This window comes from Nocardia sp. alder85J, assembly GCF_020176955.2.
Lineage (GTDB): Bacteria > Actinomycetota > Actinomycetes > Mycobacteriales > Mycobacteriaceae > Nocardia.
Window position 1 is genome coordinate 493028 of sequence record NZ_JAIUCZ020000005.1, and the last position, 25586, is coordinate 518613.

Here is a 25586-nt window from a genome sequence, read left to right on the forward strand (position 1 = left end):
TACCCGGCGACGAGTACCGCACCCCGCCCCGAGGGCCGCAGCGGAGTGCGGCCGTGGCTCAGACGATTCCGGTCGGGCGACGCCGTGTCCCCGGATCCTGGACCGGCATCCGGTTCGGCGGCACCGGATAGGGCTTTCCGCTGCCCGCGTAGCCGGCCGCGATGTTCGGCCCGCACTGCGCCAGCGCGTCCGCGGTGCGGGAGTTCGGATCGGTCACCCGTGGCGGCGCCGCGTCCGGTGCGGACCCGAAGTCGAACACCGAGGTCATATCCCCGGTGACACTGCGCCGCCACTTCGTCAGATTGGGCACGTCCACGCCGAAACGCCGCTCCAGCAACCGCAATTGGGAGGTGTGGTCGAAGGTCTCCGAGGCCACCAGCCCGCCCCGGGAGTACGGCGAGATGACCCAGCACGGCACCCGGTAACCGAGCCCGATCGGGCCCCGCACGCCCTTCGCGGCGGGCACCCGGCCCAGGTCCACGCTGAGGAATTCCCCGGGGGTGCCCGGCGGCGCGGTCGGCGGGGTGACGTGGTCGAAGAAGCCGCCGTTCTCGTCGTACATGACGATCAGCGCGGTCTTCTCCCACACCGCCGGATTCGAGGTGAGGATGTCGAGCACCTGCATGATGCCGACCGCGCCCAGCGCCGGCGGCAGCGCCGGATGTTCGCAGTTCACCAGCGACGGGATCACCCAGGACACGGCCGGCAGCCGGTTCGCGGCGACGTCGGCGGCGAAGTCGTTGGGGTACACCGGATCCTTGCCGCGCCGCGACAGTTCGGAGTTCGGATCGGCGGCCTGCGCGAAGCAGCCCATCATGCCGTCCAGCACCACCGACGAGAGCGGGCCGAGATCACGGTTGTTGTAGATCTTCCAGCTCACCCCGGCCTCGGAGAGGTTCTCCGGGTAGGTGCGCCAGCTGTAGGTGTTCTGCGGGATCAGGGCCGGGGTCTCGACCAGCGGACCGCCCGCCAGGCCGTCCGGATCGATACTCGCGGACATCCAGTACAACCGGTTCGGGTCGGTGGGCCCGAGCACCGAGCAGTGGTAGTGATCGCAGAGGGTGAACGCGTCGGCGAGTTCGTGGTGCACCGGGATGTCGGCGCGGGTGTAGTACCCCATCGCCGCGGGCCCGTTGCCGGCGCCGACGCTGTCGATCGACATCGGCATCCACTGGTCGTTGCGGCCACCGTTCCAGGACCGGTGCATACCCGCCCAGCTGTGGTCGGGATCGTTGACGCACTCGCCGTCGAGGCTGGCACCCTGGGTGGTGTCGAGCCGGAACGGCAGCAGGAAGCCGTCGGCGGTCGGGCCCACGCCGGGCTGATACCCGTACTGCTGCCAGGCCGGGGACGGATCGTCGAAGCCACGCACCCCGGACATCGTGCCGAAATAGTGGTCGAACGACCGGTTCTCCTGCATCAGCAGCACGAAATGCTCGATGTCGCCGAGGCCGCCCATCCCGGCCGGATCGGCGGCATGCGCGCGCTCGATGATCGGATTCGCCCAGGACGCCAGGGCCGCCACCCCACCGGCCGCCATCGCCTTGGCCAGGAAATCACGCCGGTTGATGCCGTCGAAGTGCCCCATGCTGCCGCTCGAACCTTTCGCCACAGTGTGAAGGCGTCACACTTTCACAGACAGCCGCTGAGCGTATCGGATGCGCGACCGACCGGTCCGGCCACCGGGTGAACACGAGACGAACCCGTGCCGATTCCTCGCCACGACTGCCTCGGATGTGCTGGTCAGCCGACTACACCCGGAGATGCACGGCCACCGGCTGTCCCGGATGTGCCGATCCACCGGCTGGCCCACATGCGCCGCCGGAAACGGCCGGAAGCCCCGGTCCGTGGACCGGGGCCTCCGTCGTTCGTGCGAATTACGCGTTGCCGGAGAGCTTCTCCCGCAGTGCGGCGAGCTGCGCGTCGCTGGCCAGCGAGCCACCGGCCGACTGGGTCTCCGCGGCGGCCTGCGAGCCGCCACTCTCGGAGGAGTAGTTCGAGGGCCCGCCCTTGGCGGCCTCGGCGGCGGCGTCGGCCGCCATCTTCTCCATCTGAGCGGTGTGCATCTTGTGGCGACGCTCCGCCTCGGCGTAGCGGCCTTCCCACTCTTCGCGCTGCTTGTCGAAGCCTTCGAGCCACTCGTTGGTGTCGGGGTCGAAGCCCTCGGGGAAGATGTAGTTCCCCTGGTCGTCGTAGCTGTCGGCCATGCCGTACTTCGACGGGTCGAACTCGGCGTGGTAGTCCTCGTTGGCCTGCTTCAGCGACAGCGAGATCCGGCGACGCTCCAGGTCGATGTCGATGACCTTGACCATCGCGTCGTCGCCCACGGCCACGACCTGGTCCGGCACCTCGACGTGGCGCTCGGCCAGCTCGGAGATGTGCACCAGGCCCTCGATGCCCTCCTCGACGCGGACGAACGCGCCGAACGGCACCAGCTTGGTGACCTTGCCCGGCACGATCTGGCCGATCGCGTGGGTGCGGGCGAACTGCCGCCACGGGTCTTCCTGGGTGGCCTTCAGCGACAGCGAGACGCGCTCGCGGTCCAGGTCGACGTCGAGGACCTCGACGGTGACCTCCATGCCGACCTCGACGACCTCGGACGGGTGGTCGATGTGCTTCCAGGACAGCTCGGAGACGTGCACCAGGCCGTCCACGCCGCCCAGATCGACGAACGCGCCGAAGTTGACGATCGAGGAGACCACACCCTTGCGGACCTGGCCCTTCTGCAGCTGGTGCAGGAACTCGCTGCGGACCTCGGACTGGGTCTGCTCCAGCCAGGCGCGCCGCGACAGGACCACGTTGTTGCGGTTCTTGTCCAGCTCGATGATCTTGGCCTCGATCTCCTTGCCGACGTACGGCTGCAGATCGCGGACCCGGCGCATCTCGACCAGGGAGGCCGGGAGGAAGCCGCGCAGGCCGATATCGAGGATCAGACCACCCTTGACCACCTCGATGACGGTGCCCTTGACGGCCTCGTCCTTCTCCTTGAGCTCCTCGATGGTGCCCCACGCCCGCTCGTACTGCGCCCGCTTCTTCGACAGGATCAGCCGGCCTTCCTTGTCCTCCTTCGTGAGAACAAGGGCCTCGACCTCATCGCCCACGGAAACGACCTCGGACGGGTCGACATCGTGCTTGATGGACAGCTCTCGGGACGGGATCACGCCTTCGGTCTTGTAACCGATGTCGAGCAGGACCTCATCGCGATCGACCTTGACGATCGTGCCTTCGACGATGTCCCCGTCGTTGAAGTACTTGATCGTCTTGTCGATGGCGGCGAGGAAATCCTCGGCAGAGCCGATGTCGTTGACGGCTACCTGCGGCGAGGTGACGGTGGTGGGCATATGTTGGGTTGCTCCGGACGGATTGTGGTCGGTAGTGGACATGTGGGCTTTCGGTTTTGCTGTGAAGTCACAGCTGTGGAACTAACGTTGGACAGGCACAGCACCTCGCTGCGACACGGGCACAACGCTGTACTCACTGCATGCGTACTCACAGCACGTGCGTTCAGTACGTACGTGTGAAGACGCATGCACTGAGGACACTCGCGGAAAACAGCGTACGCGAGGTGCAATGTGCCAAGCAAACAAGGGGTCCCCCAGGCAAGTCGATACCCTCCACATCATGCCCCATGATCACCCGGTCGCGCACGTCGAAGATCGGCCGACACCGCCCGATCCCCTGCTCGAGACCTCCCGGCCCGTCAAGATCCGGCTCGGATCCGCCGACAGCCAGCGCGCCAGCCGGCGCTGGTGGGACGGTGACGCCACGGAGTACCACGCCACGCACGGCGAGTTCCTCGGCGCCGACTCCCCCGACGGCGAATTCGTGTGGTGCCCCGAGGGACTGCACGAGGGCGACTGGCGGCTGCTCGGCGACATCGCCGGGAAACGGATCCTGGAGATCGGCTGCGGTTCGGCGCCGTGCGCGCGCTGGCTGGCCGCGCACGGCGGGCATCCGGTCGGGCTGGACCTGTCCCGGGGGATGCTGAACCGCGGGCTGGCCGCCATGGACCGCGGCGGCCCCCGGGTGCCGCTGGTCCAGGCGGGCGCGGAGGCGCTGCCGTTCCGCGACGAGAGTTTCGACCTGGCCTGCTCGGCCTTCGGCGCGGTCCCGTTCGTGGCCGATTCGGCGCAGGTCATGCGCGAGGTGGCGCGGATATTGCGGCCGGGCGGGCGCTGGGTGTTCGCGGTCAACCATCCGATGCGCTGGATCTTCCTCGACGATCCGGGGGTCGACGGCCTGACGGCGGTGAACTCCTACTTCGACCGCAACCCCTATGTGGAGGTGGACGCGGCCGGCGAGCCCAGCTACGTCGAACACCACCGCACGATCGGCGACCGGGTCCGGGAGATCACCGCCGCCGGACTGCACCTGCTCGACGTGGTCGAACCGGAGTGGCCCGAGTGGCTGGACCGCGAATGGGGGCAGTGGAGCCCGTTGCGCGGCGAAATCTTCCCCGGCACCGCGATCTTCGTGACAGCGAAACCCGGCTAGCGGATCAGGTTTTGGGAGTGCGGCCGACCTGTTGCAGTGCCAGCCGCAACGCGTACTCGATCTGGGCGTTGACGCTGCGCAAGTCGTCGGCCGCCCACTTGGCGAGCGCCTCGTGGACGGCCGGGTCGAGCCGCAGCAGCACCTTCTTCGGCTCCCGCTTCGCCATCAGGAATACAGCGTCCCGGCGTTGACCACGGGCGTGGCCGAGCGATCACCACACAGCACCACGAGCAGATTCGACACCATCGCCGCCCGGCGCTCCTCGTCCAGTTCCACCATGCCCTCCGCGGTCAGCCGTTCCAGCGCCATGCCGACCATGCCGACGGCGCCCTCCACGATCTTGCTGCGGGCGGCCACCACCTGCGCGGCCTGCTGCCGCACCAGCATCGCCTGCGCGATCTCCGGCGCGTAGGCCAGGTGCGTGATACGGGCCTCGGTGACCTCGATGCCGGCCAGCGCGGTGCGGTCGCGCAGTTCGGCGGTCAGCTCCTCGGCGACCTCGGTGCCGTTGCGCAGGCTGGTGCGGTGCGGCTCGTCGGAATCGTACGGATGGGTGGTGGCCAGGTGCCGCACCGCCGCCTCCGACTGGGTCTGCACGTACTCCTCGTAGTCGTCGACGGCGAACGCCGCCTTGAAACTGTCGACCACCCGGTAGACCACCACGGCCGCGATCTCCACCGGATTGCCCTCGAAGTCGTTGACCTTCAGCTTCTGCGTCTCGAAGTTGCGGACCCGCAACGAGATCCGACGCTTGTTGCTCAACGGCACGAGCCAGAAGAAACCGGCCTCGCCGACCGAGCCGACGTAGCGGCCGAAGAACTGGACCACCTTGGCCTCGTTCGGGCCGAGGGTGGTCAGGCCGGTCAGCAGCAGCACCGCCACCACCAGCAGGATCACCCCCAGCGCCGGCACGACGCTCGTCAGCGCGCCGCCGACGACCAGGACGACCAACAGGACCAGCAGCGCGAGGAACCCGTTCATCCGAAAGGCCGGACGAAGCTCCATGACATCCTCCCAATATCGAAGTGATATCACGACGATAGTACGCGGGAGCGCCGCCGTCCAGGCCCGGTCTCAGCGGGGGCGGATGTTGCGGTTGTGCCGGAACAGGTTGCCGGGGTCGTACGCGGCCTTCAGCGCCGCCAGCCGGGCATAGGTGGCGGCGGCGTACCCGGCGCGGGTCTGCGCCTCGTCCGCCCAGTCCCCCGCGCCGTAGAGGAAGGCGGGGCTGTGGCCGATCAGCCACGGGGACAGGATCTTTCGCAGCGCGTCGTGATGCGCGCGCAGGCCGTCGCCGGGCTGTTCGCCGCCGGTGATGAAGCGGGCCAGGTACTCCGCGTCGCGATGGTCGACGGCCACCCCGGCCGGGCCCGGCCGCCGCAGCGCCCCGCCGAGATGGCGCAGCGAGAGCACCGTCGGGATCGCCGCCTCCGCCCCGGCGGTGTCCAGCAGCGATTCGGTGGCGGTGGCGGTCAGTTCGGACAGCAGGGCGTTGGTGGCGGTGTAGGCGTGCGGGAAGTCCGGGTCGCGGTGGATGGAGTCGGTCTCGGCGTACGGCATGTCGCGCAGAGTGTCGGCGAGCCGGGGGCCGACCGCGCGCAGCGGGGCCACCAGCGCCTCGCCCGCGGCCGCGGGTCCGGTCCAGGCGACCGCGATGGTGGCAATGTACCTGCCGCGCAACGGTTCCGGGATCATCGGCAGCTCCGGCATGGTCATCAGGGTGATCGCCGAGGTCAGCTCCTCGGGCACGGCCGCGGTCCACTGCCGCCACGCCTCCAGGGCCGGTTCCACCAGCGCGGTGCCGAAGGTCAGCTGCCCGCCGAACACCCGGGTGATCGGGAACAGCTCCAGCTCGAGCGCCGTGACCACACCGAAGTTACCGCCGCTGCCCAGCACCGCCGCGAACAGCTCGTCGCCGGGCTCCAGCCGGCGCGATTGCCCGTCGGCGGTGACCATGTCGAGCGCGCGGACGTGATCGGCGGCGTAGCCGTGGGTGCGGGCGAGGATGCCCAGCCCGCCACCGAGGTGATAGCCGATCACGCCCACCGACGGCGAGGAACCGTTCAATGGCGCCAGCCCGTACTGCCCCGCGGCCGCGATCAGCGCGCTCGCCGGGGCGCCCGCCGCCACCCGCGCGGTGCGGGCCACCGGATCGACGACGACTCCCGTCAGCCGCCGGGTGCCGATCAGCAGTCCGCCCGCGGCGGGTACCGACAGGCCGTGGCCGGTGGCCTGCACGGCGATCGGAAGGTTTTGCCGCGCGGCGTATTCCACGCCGAGCCGGATGTCCTCGGCATGGGCGGCGCCGAGCACGACGGCGGGCCGGTGGGTGTAGGCGGTCTGGAAACCGCGGATCTCCTCGTCGTAGCCCGGGTCGCCGGGCCGGAACACCGGACCGGTGGTGTCGAGCCGTCCGGTGCGCGAATGCGGTGTCGTTGTCATGCCACCACGATTCCGCCACCTGAGCGAGAAGTAAAACAGATAGATCTTCTGGCAACTAGAATGACCAGTTATGGAACTGCGGCAACTGCGCTACTTCGTGACCGTCGTCGAGGAGGCGAACTTCACCCGGGCCGCGGCCCGGCTGCATCTGGCCCAACCGGGCCTGTCGGCCCAGATCCGGCAATTGGAGAAGGAACTCGGCCAGCTGTTACTGGACCGCTCCGGCCGCACGGTCGTCCCCACGGCGGTCGGAGCCGCCGTACTCCCGCACGCGCGCGCGGCATTGGCCGCGGCCCAACGGATCACCCACACCGTGGACGAATTCACCGGCCTGCTGCGGGGTCAGGTCCGGATCGGGCTGATCTCCGGCGCCGCCGAGGCCGAACTCGATATCGCGCAGATACTGGCCGACTTCCATCGCGAGCACCCGCAGATCGGGATCACGCTGACCGAGAACACCTCGGAGATCATGTACACCGCGCTGCGCCGCGGCGAACTCGACCTCGCGCTGATCAGCGTCGCCGGGGAAGAACTACATCCGGAGATCGCCGCCGCGGCCGTGCTGGACACCACGATCGTCGCCGCCGTGGCCGCCGACGCCGCCGGTTTCCCCGATCGCGTCGACCTCGCCACACTGTGCAGTCATCCACTGATCTGCCTGCCGACCGGCACCGGAATTCGCCGGGTCCTCGACAACGCCTGTGCGGCAAAGGGTCTGGTGCCGAATGTGGCCTACGAGGCGGTCGCCCCGCCGGTGCTGATCCGGCTGGCCGCCCACGGTCTCGGGGTCGCGGTGATCCCGCCGCTCGCCCCGGCCGACGCGGCCGCGCTCGGCGTCCGGACCCTCGCCATCGACCCGCCGATGCACGGCCGGCTGCTGCTGGCCTGGAACACCGATCGGCCGCTGAGCCCGGCCACGACGATCCTGCTGGACCGGATGCACCGCGCACTCGGCGGCTGGCACCTGCCGGCACCGGACGGAACCACCCCGCCACAGTGACGGCCCGGCCGCAGTGATCAGCCGCGCCGTCGGCCCGAGCCGACCGTGGTGACCGGTCCCGCGGTGCCGATCGTTCCCGGTTACAGGATGCGGGACAGGAATGCCTGGGTGCGTTCGTGTTTCGGGGCCGCCAGCACCTCGCGCGGCGGGCCGGATTCGACCACCACGCCACCGTCCATGAAGACGAGCTGGTCGGCCACCTCGCGGGCGAAGCCCATCTCGTGGGTGACCACCACCATGGTCATGCCGGTGGCGGCCAGTTCCCGCATCACGGTCAGCACCTCGCCGACCAGTTCCGGATCCAGCGCGGAGGTGGGCTCGTCGAACAGCATCAGTTTCGGGTCCATCGCCAGCGCCCGTGCGATCGCCACCCGTTGCTGCTGGCCGCCGGACAGCTGGGCCGGATAGCTTTCCGCCTTGTCCGACAAGCCGACCCGGGCCAGCAGGTCGGTGGCGCGGGCGACCGCGTCGGCGCGCCGGACCCCCTTCACCTGGATGGGAGCCTCGATCACGTTCTCCAGCGCGGTGCGATGCGGGAACAGGTTGAAATGCTGGAACACCATGCCGATGTCGCGCCGCTGCCGGGCCGCGTCGCGCGGGCTCATCTCGTAGAGCCGGCCACCCTTCTCCCGGTAGCCGATCAGATCGCCGTCGACGTACAGCCGCCCGGCGTCGACTTGTTCCAGGTGGTTGACGCAGCGCAGGAAGGTCGACTTCCCGGATCCGGACGGGCCGATCACGCACAGCACCTCGCCGCGCGCGACCTCCAGCGAGACCCCCTTCAGCACCCGCAGCGTGCCGAAGTTCTTGCACACCCGATCCGCGCGGATCATCGGCGTGGCGTCGACCGGCGACGTGCCTGCCGCGGAACTCATTTCCCTGCTCCTCTCGGCGACCGCACGCGCCTCACTTGCCGATCTCGTGGACCTGGGCCAGCGCGCGCAGCTGGCGGGCGGTGAGCTGCCGCGAGACGCCCCGCGAGTAGTACCGCTCCAGATAGTGCTGACCGATCATCAGGACGCTGGTGACGGCCAGATACCAGGTGGCAGCGGCCAGCAGCAGCGGGATCGGCTGGAAGTTGGCGCCGTAGATGGTGCGCGCCACGCCGTACAGGTCGGTGCTCAGCGGGATCGCGGTGACCAGCGAGGTGGTCTTCAGCATGCTGATGAACTCGTTGCCGGTGGGCGGGATGATCACCCGCATGGCCTGCGGCAACACCGTGCGGCGCATGGTCTGCCCCCAGGTCATGCCCAGCGCGACCGACGCCTCCCGCTGCCCGTCGCCGACGGAATTGATTCCGGCGCGGACGATTTCGGCCATGTAGGCGGCCTCGTTGAGTCCCAGGCCGATCATCGCGAACAGGAACGGCGCCGACCAGCTCTGCACGTTCAGGTGCAGCAGTTGCGGGCCGAACGGCACCCCGAGGTCGATGGTCTTGTACAGCGACGGGAACAGGCCCCAGAACACCAGCTGCACGTAGACCGGGGTGCCGCGGAAGATCCACAGGTACAGCCAGGAGGCCGACCGCAGCACCGGATTCGGCGACAGCCGCATCACCGCCAGCAGCATGCCGAGCACCACGCCGATCAGCATCGCCAGCACGGTCAGTTCGAGGGTGACCAGCGCGCCGTGCGAGATGCGGGTGTCGAACAGGTACTTGCGGTAGGTGTCCCAGTGGTACGCGGAGTTGGTCGCCGCGCCGTAGACGAACAGCGCCAGCAACGCCACCAGGACGGCGGCGGCCAGCCACCGGCCCGGCCGCCGCAGCGGCACCGCTGTGATCGGCTCGGGCTCGAGCGCGGCGGCCGGGCCGGTGACCAGCGAATCCGGCATCTCAGCCCTTGGCGCCGTTGATCACCGACTTGGCGACCACGCCGGCCTGCACACCCCAGTTCTCGGCGATCTTGCGGTAGTCACCGGAGTCGATGAGGTGCTGCGTCGCGGCTTGCAGGGCCGCGGCCAGCGGGGAGTTCTTCGCCACCGGCCAGCCGTACGGCGCGGAATCGAAGATCGCGCCGGACAGTTCCAGCTTGTCCGGATTCTGCTTGACGGCGTACTCGGTCACCGGCGAGTCCGCGGAGAACGCGTCCACCTGGCCCAGCACCAGCGCGGTCGCGGCGCCGGCCTGGTCGTCGTAGGGCACCACGGTGACCTCGGGCTTGCCGGCGTCCTTGCACGCCTTGCTCTTGGCCGGCAGTTCGTCGGTCTCCTGCACGGTCGCGTGTTCCACCGCGACCTTCTTGCCGCAGGCGTTGTTCGGGTCGACCGCCTTGCCCTTCTGCTGCGCCCACTGGCTGCCCGCGGAGAAGTAGTCGGTGAAGTCGACGGTCTTCTCCCGCTCGGCGTTGTCGGTGAACGACGACATGCCGACGTCGAGGGTGCCCGCCTCGATCGCGGGGATGATCCGCTCGAATTCCGACTCCTGGTAGTCGGCCTTCACACCGAGGACCCCGGCGACCGCGTCCATCAGGTCGATGTCGAAACCGACGATCTTCCCGCTGGAATCCTTGAACTCGTTGGGCGCGTAGGGCAGATTGACCCCCACGGTCAGCTTGCCCGCCTGCTTGATCTTGTCGGGGAGTTTCGCGGCGATGTCGTCCACCTTCGTCTCCGACACCTTGGTGGTGGTCTGGGGGCTGCTGCCCGTCTCCGAATTCTTGGAGCAACCCGTCAGCATCAGCACTCCGCCGGCGAGGACACATGCGGCCCGCAGGGTGTACCCGCGGACTCCGGATCGAACGAACACAGCAAGCCTCCGTGTCTGACATCGTCATCCGGGCAGCGGAATCAGAAACATCCGATGACCCGTCGTTGGGAATGTAGGCGATCCGGACCGTCCGTGTCGGGCGGTTACCGAAGGTTAATCCGCGTGGAACAGAACCCGGCCCGGCCGCGCGCCTCACCACCGATGGATGCGCGCGCGAACCTGTTCGGTGAATTCGCTGGTCGAGGCCAGGCCGCCCAGATCGGCGGTAGCGACCCCCGCGGCGAATACCGCGGCGACGGCGTGTTCGATGCGTTCGGCGGCGTGTCGCAGCGCGGTGTCGTCGCGGCGGGCGCCCAGCCACTGCAACAGCATCGCGGCCGACAATTGCAGCGCGGCGGGATTGGCCCGGTTGTGCCCGGCGAGCGCGGGGGCCGCGCCGTGCACCGCCTGCGCCATCGCCGTGGTGTCGGAGCAATTGATCGAGGCGGCGATGCCCAGCGAGCCGCTCAGCTCGCCGGCCAGGTCGGAAAGGATGTCACCGAACAGGTTCTCGGTCACCAGCACGTCGTAGTCGCCGGGGGCGCGAACCAGATGGGCGGCGGTGGCGTCGACGTGTTCGTCGTCGACCAGCACCGCCGGATAGTGCTCGCGGGCAATCTCTCGGCACACATCGCGGAACAGCCCGGTGGTCATCGGCAGCACATTCGCCTTGTGCACGATGGTCAGCCGCTTGCGGCGATTCGCCGCCAATCGGCAGGCGGTGTGGGCGATGCGCTCGCTGGCCCGGCGGGTCACCACCGCCACCGACATCGCCACATCCTCGGTCGGCCGGAATTCACCCGAGCCCGCGAACATGTTGCGATCGGCGTAGAAGCCCTCGCTGTTCTCCCGGACGATCACCAGATCCATCTCGCCGCCGACCGCCCGCACACCCGGAAAGCTGCGCGCCGGACGGATATTGGCGAACAGGCCGAAGCGTTTGCGGATGACGCCACCCGGCGGCGGACCGATCCGATGTTCCGGCGGATAGGCCACATTGTCGTGCGGGCCGAGGATCCAGGCGTCCAGCTCGGCCAGCGCCCGCAGCGTCGGCTCGGGCAGCGGATCGCCGAACTCCGCGATCGCCGCGGCGCCCATCGGCAGCGGCACCCAGTGCGCCGCCGGCGCGCCGGCGACCGCCAGCGCCTCGTCGACGACCGCGCGGGCCGCCCGCACCACCTCCGGGCCGATGCCGTCGCCCTCGACCAGGCCCAGCCGCACTCCGCCGTCGCTTCCGCTCACGCGAGTCATTCTCACCCATGCCCGAATTCCTGCACCGGACCGTCCGGGCACGTTATCTTGCGAAGATCATGGTTCAGTCCGTCGAATTGCTGTTGGACGACACGGCCGACGCCGAGATCCGCCGGCAGTGGCAGTTGCTCGCCGAGGCGGGGGTGCACAGCCCCGCCGCCGACCATCGGCCGCATGTCACGCTCGGGGTCGCGCGGCAGATCTGGCCGCGCATCGAACATTCGCTCGGCGCTCTGGAGTTCCGGCCGGTGCCGGTGCGACTGGGCGGACTGCTGGTGTTCGGGGCGCGCAATCCCATTCTGGTCCGGCTGGTGGTGCCCACCGAGGCGCTGCTGGCGTTGCATCAGCGGGTGTTCGCGGTGCTCGCACCGTGTCCGGGGGTGCCGGCGAATGTCCGGCCGGATGCCTGGACCCCGCACATCACGCTGGCCCGGCGGCTGAAACCGCACCAGGTCGGCGAAGCAGTACACGCCGTAGCCGCCGACCGCGATTTCCCGGCAACATTTGTGGGTATTCGGCGGTGGGACGGCGATCAACGCCGGGACTGGCCGATCGCCGGCCCGGACGACGGGCGATAGCCGTCACGTACCGGTCCGGAAGATAACCGGGCCGCGCGGCGTTGCATCCGTCAGCTCACCGACACGAGAGGATCTCATGGCCACCCAGACGCTGACCGCGCAGAATTTCGACGACGTCGTCCAGACGAACGATGTCGTACTCGTCGATTTCTGGGCCTCGTGGTGCGGCCCGTGCCGCGCCTTCGCGCCGACCTACGAGGCGTCGTCAGACAAGCACACCGACGTCATCCACGGCAAGGTCGACACCGAGGCCGAGCAGGAACTCGCCGGCGCGGCCAATATTCGGTCGATCCCGACGATCATGGCCTTCCGGCAGGGCGTGCTGGTCTTCGCGCAGCCGGGTGCGCTGCCGCCGGCCGCGCTCGAGGATCTGGTCACCCAGGTGAAGGCCCTCGATATGGACGAGGTGCGCAAGCAGCTGGCCGAGCAGGCCGCCGCACCGGCCACCGAGCAGCGCGCCCGCGCCGCCGAATAGTCCACCGGCCTCTCCGCGGACGAAGCACCAAGCGCCGCATCGGATTTCGATCCGATGCGGCGTTGTCGTGTACGAACGTCGCCGGGTGTGGACGCCGGTGTTCAGCCGAGGTGGCTGAGGCCCGCGATCATCGCGCGCACGGTGGATTCGGCGGCGTCGTCGGCGATGGCGGCGCCCCAGCGACGGTGGCCGTTGCATTCGCACTGGACGAAGGTCGCGGTGCCGTCGCCGGTGGGACGCTGGTGGAATTGCAGGATCTCGACCGGGTAGCCCTCGTCGTAGAGGGCCGAGGTCAGCGCCGCCACCGGGCTGCCCGCCGACACCACGGTCCGGAGGCGGCCTCCGAACTCGAGGGTGGCGGTGTACCCGCTGGGCAGTTCCTGCTGACCGGTGGCCGCCCAGTCGCCGAGCTTCACCGGGCCGGAATGGTCGCAGTACCGGTCGTAGAACTCGGCGGGGGTCAGCCCCGCGCACTCGGTCCGCAGGCTCTTGGGCGCGGCGGCGATGAAGGCGTGTGCATCAATGGTGATCGTCATGGTTGACTAGGTCTTCCCTGGGGCTTTGTCGTGTCTGATGACAGAGGGAACCAGCGCAAAGCAAAAGTTCTGTGCGGCCCGCAGCGGGGGGCCGGTCCGAATCAGACCCCGCTGCGGCGGAGAACTACGAGAAGTCGACCGGCAGCCGTCATCGCGGTGAGCGGAAGAAGCACCAGCCGGTCGCGGTCGGCGACATTCGGCGTGGCGCTACGGCTGGCAGCGGGGTTCGGCACGGGATCGAGAATATGGACTTACACCTCCGATGGCAACCATAAAGACACGGAACCGATGAGTAACTTCGGCACACACCTTCGTGAACGCCCGACCAACGCTCGATGACCGGTCCAGCAACCGCACCTGGACAGATCTCATTGCAGGTGGAAGCAGTAACGATCCCGATGGCAAATTTCCGGAAAACCACCTCGGCGGGCCCGTCCGTGCCACTCTCGCGGTAGCCGCAACTCCCGAGAACATCCGATGATCCGGGTCCGCGGCGTCGGTGGCGACCCCGCCGCGACCCACTCACCCGACCTCATTGACCACCCGCCGGACGACGGAGACCGCGATGACCGACCTGACGATCCAGAACGCGATCAATCATCTGCTGGGTTGCCACCGCCGGTGCGAGCACCAGATCACCGAATCGCTCGGACGCGGCGGCGAGCACGCCACCGCCCGGCACATCCAGACCCTGCGCGACTGCTCCGACCTGTGCCGGCTGGCCGGGGACCTGCTCGACCGCAATTCCGAGTGGGACGGCCGGGTCTGCGAACTCACCGCCCGGGTCTGCACCGACACCGCCGAACGCTGCGACCGCCTGGGCGAGACCGCCTGCGCCTCGGTGTGCCGGGCCGCCGCCGAGGCGTGCACCGCGTTCGTATCGACACCTGTCGTCTGAGCGGGCAGCGCGAACCGGGCCGCGCGACGTGCGGCAGTGGCCGGACCCGCTGGCAGGCAGCAGCGTACGAGCCGGCGCAGCGAACAGCAGCGGCCGGGCCCACGCGACGTGCACTGTCCTGAGCCCACAGGCGACGCCGTTGCAGGACCACGTACGGACGTCGCCGGACCGGGGACCGCTCAGTGTGCCGCGGCGTCCCAGCTGCGGCCCACGCCGACCGAGACCTCGAGCGGTACCGAGAGTTCGATGGCGCTCGACATGTGGTCGCGGGCAAGGGTTTCCAGGGCCTCGCGCTCGCCCGGAGCGACCTCGAAGACGAGCTCGTCGTGGATCTGCAACAGCATCCGCGAGCGCAGCCCGGCGGCGTGGACGGCCTGCTGCACGTTGATCATCGCGACCTTGATGATGTCGGCGGCGGTGCCCTGGATGGGGGCGTTGAGCGCCATCCGCTCGGCGCCCTCGCGGCGCTGCCGATTGCTGGAGTCCAGATCGGGCAGGTAGCGGCGGCGGCCGAACAAGGTTTCGGTGTAGCCGACCTTGCGGGCCTGGTCGACCGCGTCGTTCAGATAGTCGCGGATCGCGCCGAAGCGGGTGAAGTAGACCTCCATCTGCGCCTTCGCCTCCTCCGCGCTGATCTTCAGCTGCTGCGACAGGCCGTAGGCGGACAGACCGTAGGCCAGGCCGTACGACATGGCCTTGATGCGGCGGCGCAGTTCCGGGGTGACCTCGCCGATCGGGATGTCGAACGCCTTGGACGCGACGAAACTGTGCAGATCCTCACCGGAGTTGAACGCCTCGATCAGCCCCTCGTCCTTGGACAGGTGGGCCATGATCCGCATCTCGATCTGGCTGTAGTCGGCCGTCATCAGCGATTCGAAACCTGGGCCGACCACGAAGGTGTCGCGGATGCGGCGGCCGGTGTCGGTGCGGATCGGGATGTTCTGCAAATTCGGCTCGGTGGACGACAGCCGGCCGGTGGCGGCGACGGTCTGGTTGAACGTGGTGTGGATGCGGCCGTCGTCGGCGACCGACTTGAGCAGGCCGTCGACGGTCACCTTCAGCCGGGTGGCGTCGCGGTGGGCGAGCAGATGTTCCAGGAAGGGGTGCTGGGTCTTCTCGAACAGCGACTCCAGCGCATCGGCATCGGTGGTGTAGCCGGTCTTGGTGCGCTTGGTCTTCGGCATGTCGAGTTCGTCGAACAGCACCACCTGCAACTGTTTCGGCGAGCCGAGGTTGATCTGCTTGCCGATGACCCCGTACGCGGCGTCGGCGGCCTCGGCCACCTTGTCGGCGAACTCCTGCTGCAACTCCTCCAGCTGCGCCACGTCGACGGCGATGCCCGCCTCCTCCAGCTCGGCCAGCACGCCGAGCAGCGGCAGCTCCATATCGGTGAGCAGACCGGTGGATTCGATGCCGTGCAGTTCGGCGTCGAAGGCGTCGGCGAGGTCGGCGACCGCGCGGGCGCGCAGGATCTCCGCCTGCGCGAGTTCGGCATCGACCTGTTCGGCGTCGTCGAGCAGCGACAACTGCGCCTCCTCGCCGTCCTCCACCCGCAGTTCGCGGGACAGGTAGCGCAGCGACAGATCGTCCAGATTGAAGCTGCGCTGCCCCGGCCGGACCAGGTACGCGGCCAGCGCGGTGTCGCTGGACAGGCCGCCCAGGGTCCAGCCGCGGCCGCGCAGCGCGTGCGTCGCGGATTTGGCCTCGTGCACCGCCTTCGGGGTGTGCGGGTCGGCCAGCCAGGCGCCGAGGGCCCGCTCGTCCTCGGGGGTGAGCGCGACCGCGTCGAAGTAACCACCCTCGCCGTCGGCGGCGGAGATCGCGACGGCCGTCACGTCACCGTGCGCGGGGGTGCCCGTACCGGCCACCGAAACACCGTGGCGGACACCCGCTTTCGCGTGGTCGGCCAGCCAGTCGGCGGCGGCGCCGGGCTCGATCGCACCGCCGGAGATCTCGAAACCGGCCTCGGCCTCCGGTTCCGGCGGGGCCAGCGTCTCGAACAGCCGGTCGCGCAGCACCCGGAACTCCAGATCGTCGAACAGGCGGTGGATCTTGTCGCGATCCCACGGCTGCTGGGCGAGCTGGTCGGGGGTGTAGGGCAGCGGCACGTCCTTCACCATCTCGGTGAGCTGCCGATTGAGCATCACGCTGGACAGATTCGCGCGCAGCGCGTCGCCGACCTTGCCCTTCACCGTGTCGACCCGGTCGACCAGCGCGTTCAGATCGCCGTACTCGCGGATCCATTTCGCGGCCGTCTTCTCCCCCACGCCCGGGATGCCGGGCAGGTTGTCGCTCGGGTCGCCGCGCAGCGCCGCGAAATCGGGATACTGCGCCGGGGTCAGCCCGTACTTCTCCGCCACCGCCGCCGGGGTGAACCGGGTGAGATCCGAGACGCCCTTGCGCGGATAGAGCACGGTGACATCGTCGTTGACCAGTTGCAGCGAATCGCGGTCGCCGGTGACGATCAGCACCCGATATCCTTGCGGCACAGCCTGTGTGGTGAGGGTGGCGAGCACATCGTCGGCCTCGTAGCCGTCGATCGCCAGCGTCGGGATGCCCAGCGCCGCGAGTACCTCCTGGGTGATCTCCACCTGACCGCGGAACTCGTCGGGCGTCTGGCTGCGGTTGGCCTTGTACTCCGGATACGCCTCGGTGCGGAAGGTCTTGCGGCTGACGTCGAACGCGGCGGCCACATGACTGGGCTTCTCGTCGCGCAGCAGGTTGATCAGCATCGCGGTGAACCCGTACACCGCATTCGTCGTCTGCCCGGTGACGGTCTTGAAATTCTCGGCGGGCAGCGCGAAGAACGCGCGATAGGCCAGCGAATGCCCGTCCAGCAGCAGCAACGTCGGCCGCTCACCGGCCGGCTGCGAGGTGGCGGTGGACGTGCTCTGGCGCTGATCGGTGGTGGTGGGGGTCACCCGACAGAGTCTAGGGACACCCACCGACACCGTCCCGCCAGCCCGCCCCGAGCCGGGGCACCGATCAGCCCACGCCGGTCAGCCGACGCCCAGGTAGGCCGACTTCACCGCCGGATCGGTGAGCAGCGCATGCCCCGCCCCGGTCTTGGTGACCTCGCCGGTCTCCAGGATGTACGCGCGATCGCTGCGGGTCAGGGCCTGTTGCGCGTTCTGCTCGACCAGCAGCACCGTGGTGCCCTGCGCGTTGATCTCGCCGATGATCCGGAAGATCTGCTGGATCACCATCGGCGCCAGCCCCATCGACGGCTCGTCCAGCAGCAACAGCTTCGGCCGGGCCATCAGCGAACGGCCGATGGCCAGCATCTGCTGCTCGCCGCCGGACAGCGTGCCGCCGACCTGCTTGCGCCGCTCCAGCAATCGCGGGAACAACCCGAACACCCATTCCAGGGTCGTGTCGTACTCCGCCTTCTTCCCGAAAGGCCGTGCGTGACAACCCATGTCGAGGTTCTCCTGCACGGTCATGCCGGGGAAGACACCGCGGCCCTCGGGCGCCTGGATCAGCCCGGCGACCACCCGCTCGTGCGCCCGCACCCGGGTGATGTCGTTGCCCTCGAACATGATTCGACCCCGGGTCAGCGGCAGCAGCCCGGACAGCGCCCGCATGGTGGTGGTCTTGCCGGCGCCGTTGGCGCCCAGCAGGGTGACCAGTTCACCCTCCGACACGTGCAGCGAGAGACCGTGCAGCGCTTGGATTCTGCCGTAGTTGACCACCATGTCCTCGACCCGCAGCAGCGGTTCGGCGCGACCGGCCGGCGCCGGGGCCGGGGCGGCCGGATCGCCCACCACGGGCAGCACCGTGGTCTCGGTGCCCTCGTTCACGAACAGCGAGCCCGGCGCCGGCGCACCGGACTCCGCGGCGGCCGCCTCGTCGTCGGGCACACCGAGATAGGCGGCGATCACCGCGGGATCCTCACGGATCTGCTGCGGCAGCCCGTCGGCGATCTTGCGGCCGAACTCCAGCACCACGATCCGGTCCGTCACCCCCATCACCAGGCGCATGTCGTGCTCGATGAGCAGCACGGTGAAGCCGTCGTCGCGGATCTTGTGGATCAGCTCCATCAGCGCGGCCTTCTCGGCCGGGTTGAAGCCGGCCGCCGGTTCGTCCAGGCACAGCAGTTTCGGCTCGGTCGCCAGCGCGCGGGCGATCTCCAGCCGCCGCTGATCGCCGTAGGAGAGGTTGCGCGCCTTCTCCACCGCGCGGGGTGCGACGCCGACGAATTCCAGCAGCGCCATCCCGCGTTCGATCGCGTCGCGCTCCTCCCGGCGGTGCCGCGGGGTGCGCAGGATCGCGCCCGGCACCGAGGTGTGGTGCCGCGCATCGGTTCCCACCACCACGTTCTCCAGCGCCGTCATCTCGCCGAACAACCGGATGTTCTGGAAGGTGCGGGCGATGCCGAGCCGGGTGATCTCGTTGCGCTTGGACTTGGTCAGCGGCTTGCCGTCGAAGTAGACCGTGCCCGCGGCCGGCTTGTACACGCCGGTGATGGCGTTGAAGCAGGTGGTCTTGCCCGCGCCGTTGGGCCCGATCAGGCCCAGGATCTCGCCGCGGCGGATCTCGAAACTCACCTGGTCCAGCGCGGTCAGACCGCCGAACCGCACGGTCAGCCCGTCGGTGCGCAGCAGCGGCTCGCCCACCGCGGTCTCGATATCGCGATGTGGCGCAACCACATTCGCGACCGCCTCGGCATCGGCCAGCACCGGCAGCACGGCGGTCACGTCGACCTCGCCGGCGCTGCCGGCCTCCGGCTCCGCGGCGTACCCGGCGGACATGTCCTCGTTGTCGAACAGCGCGCCGCCCGGACCCGTCATCGCCCCGCTCCTGCCAGTTCCGGTTCGGCCGGATGCCGGACCGCCTGATACACCTGCCGGCCGTAGGTGAGCAGTTTCTGCCGCACCGGGAACAGGCCCTGCGGCCGCAGGATCATCATGACCACCAGTGCCACACCGAAATACAGATATTTGAGGTCACCGAGGTTCTGCGCGCCGCCGGGGCGGAACAGCAGCACGCTGCCCAGCAGCAGGGCGGCCATGATGCCGGTGAAGATGATCACGGTGATCACCGCACGCCGGACCCACACCGGCAACCGGTCGCCGAACCGGCGCCGCACCAGCAGCAGCGCGACGAACGCCACGACGTCCACCGCCAGCAGCACGTAACCGGTGGTCTGGTCGGACACCAGGTGCATCGAGGTCAGCCGGGCCGGCAGATAGGCGATGACGAACGCGCCGACCAGCACACCCAGCTTGTTGCCCTGGCCGCCGATGACGACCGCGCACAGGAACAGCATGGAGTTGACGACGTTGAACTGGGTCGGGTTCACGAACTGCACCTGACCGGCGTACATCGCTCCGGAGACGCCGCCGACCGCGGCCCCGATGGTGAACGCCCACAGCTTGTACTTGAAGGTCGGCACGCCCATGATCTCGGCGGCGTCCTCGTCCTCCCGGATCGCCACCCAGGCGCGGCCGACGCGGCTGCGCTCCAGATTCCCGACGATCAGCAGCATCACCACGATCAGCACCATGCCCAGCCAGTACCAGTAGGTGCCGTAGCCCGCGCGATCCAGCGGATTGAGACTCGACGGGTCGCCCACGTTGCCGGCCGAGAACACACCGTCCGGCTTCTTCGCCGACTCGCCGACGTGCGGATAGGCGACCTCGGACAGGCCCAGGCTGCCGTTGGTGATGTCGTCGAGGTTGTCGGCCAGCAGCCGGACGATCTCACCGAAACCGAGCGTCACGATCGCCAGGTAGTCGCCGCGCAGGCGCAGCGTCGGCGAGCCGAGGATCAGCCCCGACAGCGCGGTCACCAGCGCGGCCAACGGCAGGCACGCCAGCCAGGCCCACTTGGTGTCCAGCCAGCCGCCGTGGGTCTGGTTCCAGGGACTGTTCTTACTGGTCAGCAGCGAGACCGTGTACGCGCCGACGGCGTAGAAGCCGACGTAGCCGAGGTCGAGCAGGCCCGCCTGCCCGACCACCACGTTGAGGCCGATGGCGACCAGGCAGTACATCGCCACCTGCGCCATCACCAGGCCGAAGTTGTAGGCCGGGGTGTCCATCCCCGGCGGCGGATACAGCGGCAGCAGCGCCAGCAGGATCAGCACCGGGACGCCCACGCCCCACTGTGCGGGCCGGCCGAGGCCACCCCACCAGGTGCGCAGCGTGTCCCCGAGGCCCTGCCCCGCGGGCCGCTCCGGGACGACCGGCAATATCTGGGTGTCGCTCATGCCCGCGCCCTTCCGAGGCTCTCCCCGAGAATGCCGGTGGGCCGCACCATGAGTACCAGCACCAGCACCAGGAACGCGACCACGTCACGCCACTGGGTTCCGAACAGGATCTGCCCGTACTGCTCGACCACGCCGAGGATCAGCCCGCCGAGCAGCGCGCCGCGCAGGTTGCCGATGCCGCCGAGCACCGCGGCGCTGAAAGCCTTGATACCCAGGATGAATCCGCCGGAGTAGATGATGCCGTTGGGGATCTTCACCGTGTACAGCAGCGCGGCGGCGCCGGCGAGCACGCCGCCGATGAAGAAGGTCAGCACGATCACCCGCTCCCGGGAGACGCCCATCAGGGTCGCGGTGTCCGGGTCCTGGGCGACCGCGCGGATGGCCCGGCCGAACCGGGTGCGGTTGATCACCATCTCGGTGCTCAGCGCGAGCGCGACGGCCGCCACCACGATCAGGATGGTGATGTTGGTGATGTCGGCCCCGAAGAAGCCGAACTGCTTGGTCGGCTGCATCAGGATGATCGGCTGCTGCGCGTTCGGACCACCCAGGGACGGAACGAGTTTCGGCAGCATGAAGTGCACGAACTCCTGCAACACGAAGGACATGCCGATCGCGGTGATGAGGAAGCTCAGCGGCCGCGCACCGCGCTTGCGCAGCGGCCGGTACGCCACCCGTTCCAGTCCGACGGCCACGCCACCGGAGACCAGCATGCCGACGATCATCGCCAGCAGCAGGTAGACACAGGTCAGCACCACGCCCTGGGAGTAGGCGTCCGGCGCCGCGGCGAAACCGAAGATCATCAACCCGACCAGCTGCCCGAACATCCCGAGCATGAACACCTCGGAATGGGCGAAGTTGATCAGCCGCAGCACGCCGTAGACCAGGGTGTACCCCACCGCCACGAGCGCGTAGATGGATCCGTAGGCCACTCCGTCGACGGTCAGCCGCCAGAAGTTGTCGAACACGGCCTGATAGTCGAAGCCGATCGAGGCGCCGACGAGGTGTACCGAGTCGGCCCAAGTTGTTGTCGTCATACGTGTTTCGCCCTCATCAGTGGTGCAGCCACGAAAACAGCACGTGCGGGGACGGGCGAGCCGCCCCGCACGTGCTGCGACCGGCGTTCGGCGGTTACTTGACCGTGTAGATCCAGATCAGCGCGCTGGACAGCTCACCGTTGGCATTCCACTTGTAATGGCGGCCCAGACCGTCGCCCTCGTAGTTCTTCACGTAGTCGAGCAGGTCGGGACGGGTCAGCTTGCCCGCGTCGATGCCCTTGGCGAGGATCGTGGCGATGTCGTACGCCTCCACCGAGTACACGCCCGGGGCCTGGTTGTTGAACGCGGTGTAGTCCTTGGCGAACTTGTCCGGCGCCGGACCACAGGGGCAGGTCAGGGTCGCGCCCTTGGCGGCGCTACCGGCCTGCTTCACGAACTCCGGATCGTTGACGCCGTCGGGGCCGACGAAGACGGCCTTCACGCCACCGGACTTCAGCTGCGCCGCGAACGGCGCGCCCTCGGCGTAGTAGCCGGAGTAGAAGACCGCGTCCGGATTCGCCGCGGCGATCTTGGTGACGGTCGCGGAGAAGTCCTTGTCACCGGCCTTCACGCTGGCCGCGCAGGCCGGATCGGCCGCGGCGCCCAGGCCCTCGGTGACGCTCTTGGCCAGGCCGGTGCCGTAGTCGCTGTTGTCCTGGACGACACAGACCTTCTTGTAACCAGCGCTGCCGACCAGGTACTTGGCCACCGAGGGGCCCTGCACGTCGTCGTTCGCCAGGCCACGGAAGAAGGAGGTCCAGCCGTTCTGGGTGAGCGTGGCGTTGGTGGCCGACGCGGTCACCGAGACCAGGCCGCCGTCGCTGAGGATCTTGCCCGTCGCCTTGGTCTCACCGGAGAACGCCGGGCCGATCAGGCCGATGACCGACTTGTCGGCGACAATCTGCGGGATCACGCCGGTCGCCTTCTGCGGATCGCCCTCGGTGTCGAAGGTCTTCAGCTCGATCTTGCAGCCGGGGTTGGCCTTGTTGTGCTGATCCAGCGCCAGCTTCGCGCCGTCGGCGATGTTGATGCCGAGGGCGGCGTTGGAACCGGTCAGGGCGCCGGCGAAGGCGAGGGTGGTCCCGGCCGGGCAGGTGGCCTTGCCGGTGTCGGCCGGGTCGGCGGCCTTCGCGGTATCGGTCGCGGCCACCGGTTTACCGTTCGAGTCGACCTGAGTGACGGGCTGGATGGAGAGGGCACCGGCGCCGCTCGAGCCGGAGGTCTCCGAACCGCCACTGCTCGTCGTCGTCTTCGAACTGCACCCCGTGAGCACCAGGACGGCAGCCGCACCGAGAGCCAACAAGCCTCGCGTGGTCCGACCGCGCCATGTCGAGCTAAGCACGTTTCACCTCTACGTTCTGCGCTCCCCCCGGCTTACCGAGAGGGGGCCGATCACGTCGGCCCAGGCTCAGAACATAGCGTCGCGACGTTAGCTCTGCATCACAATCGAGTCATCCCTGTGACGTTCGGACTCGATAAACTCCGTGCTGTGTTGCGTCCGCGTAAACCCGTGGCAATTCGGTTGTGCGCGAATAGCGACGACGTGCCGCTACGACTTCGGCGCCAAATTCTCCAGCACCACCTCGGCAACGGCCTTCATGGTCGTACGCCGGTCCATGGCAGTGCGCTGAATCCACTTGAATGCCTGCGGTTCGGACAGGCCCTGGGTCTGCATCAGCACACCCTTGGCGCGCTCGACCAGTTTCCGGGTCTCCAGGCGCTCCGAGAGATTCGCCACCTCGCTCTCCAGCGCGGTGATCTCGTGGAAGCGGCTCGCCGCCAGTTCGATGGCCGGCACCAGATCCGATTTCGTGAACGGCTTGACCAGATAGGCCATCGCACCCGCATCACGGGCCCGCTCCACCAGGTCGCGCTGACTGAAGGCGGTCAGGATCACCACCGGCGCAAGCCGTTTCGACGCGATCTCGGCCGCGGCGTCGATCCCGTCCCGGCGGGGCATCTTCACGTCCATGATCACCAGATCGGGCCGCAACTCCTCGGCCAGATCCACCGCCTGCTGACCGTCGCCGGCCTCACCCACCACCTGATAGCCCTCCTCGGAGAGCATCTCCACCAGGTCCATCCGGATCAGCGCCTCGTCCTCGGCCACCACCACCCGCTTCGCGGCGGCGGCCCCGGGGGCGTCCTTGTTGGCGCCCCCTGCTGTCGTTCCCATAGATAGACCCCTCATGTCTCCGATGCCGATACTCGACGCAGTACCGGCAACGACGCCACCCCTCACCGCACCGGCACACCCGAGTAGCTAAAGCGTACCGGTGAACTCCGCACCAACCCCATCTACCCTGCACCGACCAATCGGCATCACACCGATTCGGTTTCCCGGCCGGCGTCGGGCTATGATGTGCGACCAGTGCGCCGAGTTGGCGGAACAGGCAGACGCGACGGTCTCAAAAACCGTTGTCCTCACGGACGTGTGGGTTCGAGTCCCACACTCGGCACTCCTTTGACCAGGCATTTTCCAATTCCCTTCACTCCCGGTAATTCAGGCAGTCCGCAATTGGTCCGCAGCTGCACGTGCACCGGCATCCATTGCATCCGCGACCGGGTCGAGATCATCCGAGAACAGGTGGCCGTAGAGGTCCAGCGTCAAAGTCGCCGTCTTGTGCCCGAGCATCCGCTGAATGACCTTGATATTGGCGCCGGCACTGATCGCCAGCGACGCCGCGGTATGACGAAGACCATGCGGTACGACTCCGGACAATCCCGCCGATTCCGCGGCCTGGTCGAATACCCACCGGAACTCGGTCGACGTGAGGTGACCACCCTTATGCGAGGGGAACACCAGCGAATCCGCGCCGCGGCCCTCCAGCAAACTGCCGAGTTCCTTGGCGAGAATCCCCGGCACCGGCACAGCCCGCGAGGAGTGGTTCTTCGTGTCGGACTCCACCACCCCCTCCCCCGTCACCCCGGTTGCCGAACGAGTGATCCACAGCCGCCGCTTCCCCTGGTCGACGCTGTCCACCCGCAGGGCCGTGGCCTCGCCGAACCGGATGCCGGTGTACGCCAGGGTGAGCACCAGCGGACGGAACCGGCCGGCCGCCATCGCCAGCCGCAGGACTTCCACATGAGTGAGGTACCGGCGCTCGCCCGAGTTCACCGCGGGCAGGTCGACGTCTTCGGCCGGATTCACCGCCAGCCGTTTGGCCTTCACCGCGTACCGCAGCACCCGCCCGAGCACCTGATACGCCTGCACCACCCGCGACGCCGACAACCCACGACCCTCGAACCGGATACTGCCCGAAGTCGACAGGGTGACCACCCACTCCTGAATGTCTTCCCACTCGATATCCCGCAGCGCGACACTCCCCCACCGCGGGATCACGAGCGTGTCCAGCAGAGACCGGTAACCGGCGACGGTCTTCGGCTTGCAACCCTTCTTCGTGCTGTACCACTTCTCGGCGACCACCGAGAACAGCACGCCACTGCGATCCGGGTCCACCCAGGTACCGGTGACCACCTTCGTGGTCACGTCGCCATCGAGGAACTTCTGAGCTTCTGCCTTCGTCGCGAACGACCGTGCCCGCTCCACCCCGTTGGGGTCCACATACCGAGCACGCCACCGCTTGCCCTTGCCGAACAACTCGGACTTCACCCGCTTGCGTGTCTTGGCGCCGGTGACCGGGTCGGCCACGGTGACGGTCTTGTGCCAGCGATCTTCCACTCCCGCACGGGGATTCCTGCGCGCCGACATCACGCCACCTTCCCGCCGCGGACCGTGGTGCGTTCCTGCTCGGTGATCCACGCCAGCACTGCCGACCGCTTCCACACCCGCCGCCGCGGCCCCAGCTTGAAACTCTCCGGGCCGTACCCGATATGCGCCCACCACCGCCAGGTAGCCTCCGGAATCCCCGTCAACGCCTCGCAGCCCTTCGCCCGTAGATACTCTTCCTCGCCCATGTCCGG

23 protein-coding genes, 1 tRNA gene and 1 pseudogene are annotated in these 25586 nt (G+C 68.5%); 6 read left to right on the forward strand and 19 right to left on the reverse strand.

What is annotated here, in order from left to right:
* Window positions 1–58: 58 nt before the first annotated feature.
* A complete protein-coding gene (locus tag LBW94_RS22010; protein ID WP_225052904.1) occupies window positions 59–1588 on the reverse strand; it encodes an alkaline phosphatase family protein in 1530 nt (509 codons plus the stop codon).
* 289 nt (window positions 1589–1877) lie between these two features.
* On the reverse strand, window positions 1878–3341 hold the full coding sequence (gene rpsA / locus LBW94_RS22015) for a 30S ribosomal protein S1 (RefSeq protein WP_225052906.1): 1464 nt from the start codon (window positions 3339–3341) through the stop codon (window positions 1878–1880).
* Window positions 3342–3621: 280 nt separating this feature from the next.
* On the opposite strand from rpsA, the gene LBW94_RS22020 reads away from it, so the two are divergent.
* Window positions 3622–4494, forward strand: coding sequence for a class I SAM-dependent methyltransferase (locus LBW94_RS22020; RefSeq protein ID WP_225052908.1), 873 nt, complete (start codon window positions 3622–3624; stop codon window positions 4492–4494).
* 4 nt (window positions 4495–4498) lie between these two features.
* Here the strand turns inward: LBW94_RS22020 and LBW94_RS22025 are convergent, their stop codons facing one another.
* The 3 genes from LBW94_RS22025 to LBW94_RS22035 all read right to left on the reverse strand — a co-directional run bounded on the left by LBW94_RS22025 (window position 4499) and on the right by LBW94_RS22035 (window position 6936).
* Window positions 4499–4660: a toxin-antitoxin system HicB family antitoxin gene (locus LBW94_RS22025; RefSeq protein WP_225052910.1), complete on the reverse strand. Its 162-nt coding sequence runs from the start codon at window positions 4658–4660 to the stop codon at window positions 4499–4501.
* Window positions 4660–5499: an SPFH domain-containing protein gene (locus LBW94_RS22030; RefSeq protein WP_225052912.1), complete on the reverse strand. Its 840-nt coding sequence runs from the start codon at window positions 5497–5499 to the stop codon at window positions 4660–4662. Before LBW94_RS22030 ends, LBW94_RS22025 begins: the two co-directional genes overlap by 1 nt.
* 69 nt (window positions 5500–5568) lie before the next feature.
* On the reverse strand, window positions 5569–6936 hold the full coding sequence (locus tag LBW94_RS22035) for an FAD-binding oxidoreductase (RefSeq protein ID WP_225052914.1): 1368 nt from the start codon (window positions 6934–6936) through the stop codon (window positions 5569–5571).
* Between the two features lie 70 nt (window positions 6937–7006).
* Between LBW94_RS22035 and LBW94_RS22040 the strand changes: the two genes are divergently transcribed.
* Entirely contained in the window at window positions 7007–7936 is a 930-nt protein-coding gene (locus LBW94_RS22040) for a LysR family transcriptional regulator (RefSeq protein ID WP_225052915.1), read from the forward strand.
* Window positions 7937–8016: 80 nt separating this feature from the next.
* Here LBW94_RS22040 and LBW94_RS22045 read toward each other — a convergent pair whose 3' ends face one another.
* The 4 genes from LBW94_RS22045 to LBW94_RS22060 form a co-directional block, all read right to left on the reverse strand.
* Complete coding sequence (locus LBW94_RS22045) at window positions 8017–8811, reverse strand: amino acid ABC transporter ATP-binding protein (RefSeq protein WP_323137895.1); 795 nt, start codon at window positions 8809–8811, stop codon at window positions 8017–8019.
* 31 nt (window positions 8812–8842) lie between these two features.
* Window positions 8843–9769 (reverse strand): amino acid ABC transporter permease, encoded by a 927-nt coding sequence (locus tag LBW94_RS22050; protein ID WP_225052917.1) that lies wholly within the window; start codon window positions 9767–9769, stop codon window positions 8843–8845.
* Between the two features lies 1 nt (window position 9770).
* Window positions 9771–10682 (reverse strand): ABC transporter substrate-binding protein, encoded by a 912-nt coding sequence (locus tag LBW94_RS22055; RefSeq protein WP_225052919.1) that lies wholly within the window; start codon window positions 10680–10682, stop codon window positions 9771–9773.
* A gap of 153 nt (window positions 10683–10835) precedes the next feature.
* On the reverse strand, window positions 10836–11933 hold the full coding sequence (locus LBW94_RS22060) for an isocitrate/isopropylmalate dehydrogenase family protein (protein ID WP_416276929.1): 1098 nt from the start codon (window positions 11931–11933) through the stop codon (window positions 10836–10838).
* Between the two features lie 59 nt (window positions 11934–11992).
* Here LBW94_RS22060 and LBW94_RS22065 point away from each other — a divergent pair, with 59 nt between their 5' ends.
* Both LBW94_RS22065 and trxA read left to right on the forward strand, forming a co-directional pair.
* Window positions 11993–12511, forward strand: coding sequence for a 2'-5' RNA ligase family protein (locus LBW94_RS22065; protein WP_225052922.1), 519 nt, complete (start codon window positions 11993–11995; stop codon window positions 12509–12511).
* Between the two features lie 76 nt (window positions 12512–12587).
* Complete coding sequence (trxA, locus tag LBW94_RS22070) at window positions 12588–12986, forward strand: thioredoxin (RefSeq protein ID WP_225052924.1); 399 nt, start codon at window positions 12588–12590, stop codon at window positions 12984–12986.
* A gap of 101 nt (window positions 12987–13087) precedes the next feature.
* Here trxA and LBW94_RS22075 read toward each other — a convergent pair whose 3' ends face one another.
* The gene (locus LBW94_RS22075; RefSeq protein ID WP_225052926.1) at window positions 13088–13522 is read right to left on the reverse strand and encodes an alpha-isopropylmalate synthase regulatory domain-containing protein; all 435 of its coding nucleotides are present in this window, start codon (window positions 13520–13522) and stop codon (window positions 13088–13090) included.
* A gap of 565 nt (window positions 13523–14087) precedes the next feature.
* On the opposite strand from LBW94_RS22075, the gene LBW94_RS22080 reads away from it, so the two are divergent.
* Entirely contained in the window at window positions 14088–14420 is a 333-nt protein-coding gene (locus LBW94_RS22080) for a four-helix bundle copper-binding protein (RefSeq protein ID WP_225052928.1), read from the forward strand.
* A gap of 179 nt (window positions 14421–14599) precedes the next feature.
* Here LBW94_RS22080 and polA read toward each other — a convergent pair whose 3' ends face one another.
* The 7 genes and pseudogenes from polA to LBW94_RS22115 form a co-directional block, all read right to left on the reverse strand.
* Window positions 14600–17341, reverse strand: coding sequence for a DNA polymerase I (gene polA, locus LBW94_RS22085; protein ID WP_225052929.1), 2742 nt, complete (start codon window positions 17339–17341; stop codon window positions 14600–14602).
* A 78-nt stretch (window positions 17342–17419) separates the two neighbouring features.
* The gene (locus LBW94_RS22090) at window positions 17420–18115 is read right to left on the reverse strand and encodes an ABC transporter ATP-binding protein (RefSeq protein WP_225053262.1); all 696 of its coding nucleotides are present in this window, start codon (window positions 18113–18115) and stop codon (window positions 17420–17422) included.
* Between the two features lie 144 nt (window positions 18116–18259).
* Window positions 18260–19210 (reverse strand): annotated as a pseudogene (locus LBW94_RS22095) (ABC transporter ATP-binding protein); the annotation flags it as partial.
* A complete protein-coding gene (locus LBW94_RS22100) occupies window positions 19207–20628 on the reverse strand; it encodes a branched-chain amino acid ABC transporter permease (RefSeq protein ID WP_225052931.1) in 1422 nt (473 codons plus the stop codon). The pseudogene LBW94_RS22095 and the gene LBW94_RS22100, both read right to left, overlap by 4 nt.
* Entirely contained in the window at window positions 20625–21662 is a 1038-nt protein-coding gene (locus tag LBW94_RS22105) for a branched-chain amino acid ABC transporter permease (RefSeq protein ID WP_225052933.1), read from the reverse strand. Before LBW94_RS22105 ends, LBW94_RS22100 begins: the two co-directional genes overlap by 4 nt.
* Before the next feature lie 94 nt (window positions 21663–21756).
* Complete coding sequence (locus LBW94_RS22110) at window positions 21757–22965, reverse strand: branched-chain amino acid ABC transporter substrate-binding protein (protein ID WP_225052935.1); 1209 nt, start codon at window positions 22963–22965, stop codon at window positions 21757–21759.
* A 246-nt stretch (window positions 22966–23211) separates the two neighbouring features.
* Complete coding sequence (locus LBW94_RS22115; protein WP_225052936.1) at window positions 23212–23838, reverse strand: ANTAR domain-containing response regulator; 627 nt, start codon at window positions 23836–23838, stop codon at window positions 23212–23214.
* Between the two features lie 199 nt (window positions 23839–24037).
* Between LBW94_RS22115 and LBW94_RS22120 the strand changes: the two genes are divergently transcribed.
* Window positions 24038–24121 (forward strand) — tRNA-Leu (locus LBW94_RS22120).
* A gap of 44 nt (window positions 24122–24165) precedes the next feature.
* Here LBW94_RS22120 and LBW94_RS22125 read toward each other — a convergent pair.
* Complete coding sequence (locus LBW94_RS22125) at window positions 24166–25374, reverse strand: tyrosine-type recombinase/integrase (protein WP_225052938.1); 1209 nt, start codon at window positions 25372–25374, stop codon at window positions 24166–24168.
* Window positions 25374–25580, reverse strand: a complete 207-nt coding sequence (locus LBW94_RS22130) for a helix-turn-helix transcriptional regulator (protein ID WP_225052940.1) — start codon at window positions 25578–25580, stop codon at window positions 25374–25376. The genes LBW94_RS22125 and LBW94_RS22130 overlap by 1 nt, the downstream gene beginning before the upstream one ends.
* Between the last annotated feature and the right edge of the window lie 6 nt (window positions 25581–25586).

What these genes read in the sequence shown, in the direction of transcription:
- LBW94_RS22010 (WP_225052904.1), bottom strand. Translation starts at nt 1,588, where the DNA reads ATGGGGCACTTCGACGGCATCAACCGGCGTGATTTCCTGGCCAAGGCG.
- rpsA (WP_225052906.1), bottom strand. Translation starts at nt 3,341, where the DNA reads ATGCCCACCACCGTCACCTCGCCGCAGGTAGCCGTCAACGACATCGGC.
- LBW94_RS22020 (WP_225052908.1), top strand. Translation starts at nt 3,622, where the DNA reads ATGCCCCATGATCACCCGGTCGCGCACGTCGAAGATCGGCCGACACCG.
- LBW94_RS22025 (WP_225052910.1), bottom strand. Translation starts at nt 4,660, where the DNA reads ATGGCGAAGCGGGAGCCGAAGAAGGTGCTGCTGCGGCTCGACCCGGCC.
- LBW94_RS22030 (WP_225052912.1), bottom strand. Translation starts at nt 5,499, where the DNA reads ATGGAGCTTCGTCCGGCCTTTCGGATGAACGGGTTCCTCGCGCTGCTG.
- LBW94_RS22035 (WP_225052914.1), bottom strand. Translation starts at nt 6,936, where the DNA reads ATGACAACGACACCGCATTCGCGCACCGGACGGCTCGACACCACCGGT.
- LBW94_RS22040 (WP_225052915.1), top strand. Translation starts at nt 7,007, where the DNA reads ATGGAACTGCGGCAACTGCGCTACTTCGTGACCGTCGTCGAGGAGGCG.
- LBW94_RS22045 (WP_323137895.1), bottom strand. Translation starts at nt 8,811, where the DNA reads ATGAGTTCCGCGGCAGGCACGTCGCCGGTCGACGCCACGCCGATGATC.
- LBW94_RS22050 (WP_225052917.1), bottom strand. Translation starts at nt 9,769, where the DNA reads ATGCCGGATTCGCTGGTCACCGGCCCGGCCGCCGCGCTCGAGCCCGAG.
- LBW94_RS22060 (WP_416276929.1), bottom strand. Translation starts at nt 11,933, where the DNA reads ATGACTCGCGTGAGCGGAAGCGACGGCGGAGTGCGGCTGGGCCTGGTC.
- LBW94_RS22065 (WP_225052922.1), top strand. Translation starts at nt 11,993, where the DNA reads ATGGTTCAGTCCGTCGAATTGCTGTTGGACGACACGGCCGACGCCGAG.
- trxA (WP_225052924.1), top strand. Translation starts at nt 12,588, where the DNA reads ATGGCCACCCAGACGCTGACCGCGCAGAATTTCGACGACGTCGTCCAG.
- LBW94_RS22075 (WP_225052926.1), bottom strand. Translation starts at nt 13,522, where the DNA reads ATGACGATCACCATTGATGCACACGCCTTCATCGCCGCCGCGCCCAAG.
- LBW94_RS22080 (WP_225052928.1), top strand. Translation starts at nt 14,088, where the DNA reads ATGACCGACCTGACGATCCAGAACGCGATCAATCATCTGCTGGGTTGC.
- LBW94_RS22090 (WP_225053262.1), bottom strand. Translation starts at nt 18,115, where the DNA reads ATGGTGGTCAACTACGGCAGAATCCAAGCGCTGCACGGTCTCTCGCTG.
- LBW94_RS22100 (WP_225052931.1), bottom strand. Translation starts at nt 20,628, where the DNA reads ATGAGCGACACCCAGATATTGCCGGTCGTCCCGGAGCGGCCCGCGGGG.
- LBW94_RS22105 (WP_225052933.1), bottom strand. Translation starts at nt 21,662, where the DNA reads ATGACGACAACAACTTGGGCCGACTCGGTACACCTCGTCGGCGCCTCG.
- LBW94_RS22115 (WP_225052936.1), bottom strand. Translation starts at nt 23,838, where the DNA reads ATGGGAACGACAGCAGGGGGCGCCAACAAGGACGCCCCCGGGGCCGCC.
- LBW94_RS22125 (WP_225052938.1), bottom strand. Translation starts at nt 25,374, where the DNA reads ATGTCGGCGCGCAGGAATCCCCGTGCGGGAGTGGAAGATCGCTGGCAC.
- LBW94_RS22130 (WP_225052940.1), bottom strand. Translation starts at nt 25,580, where the DNA reads ATGGGCGAGGAAGAGTATCTACGGGCGAAGGGCTGCGAGGCGTTGACG.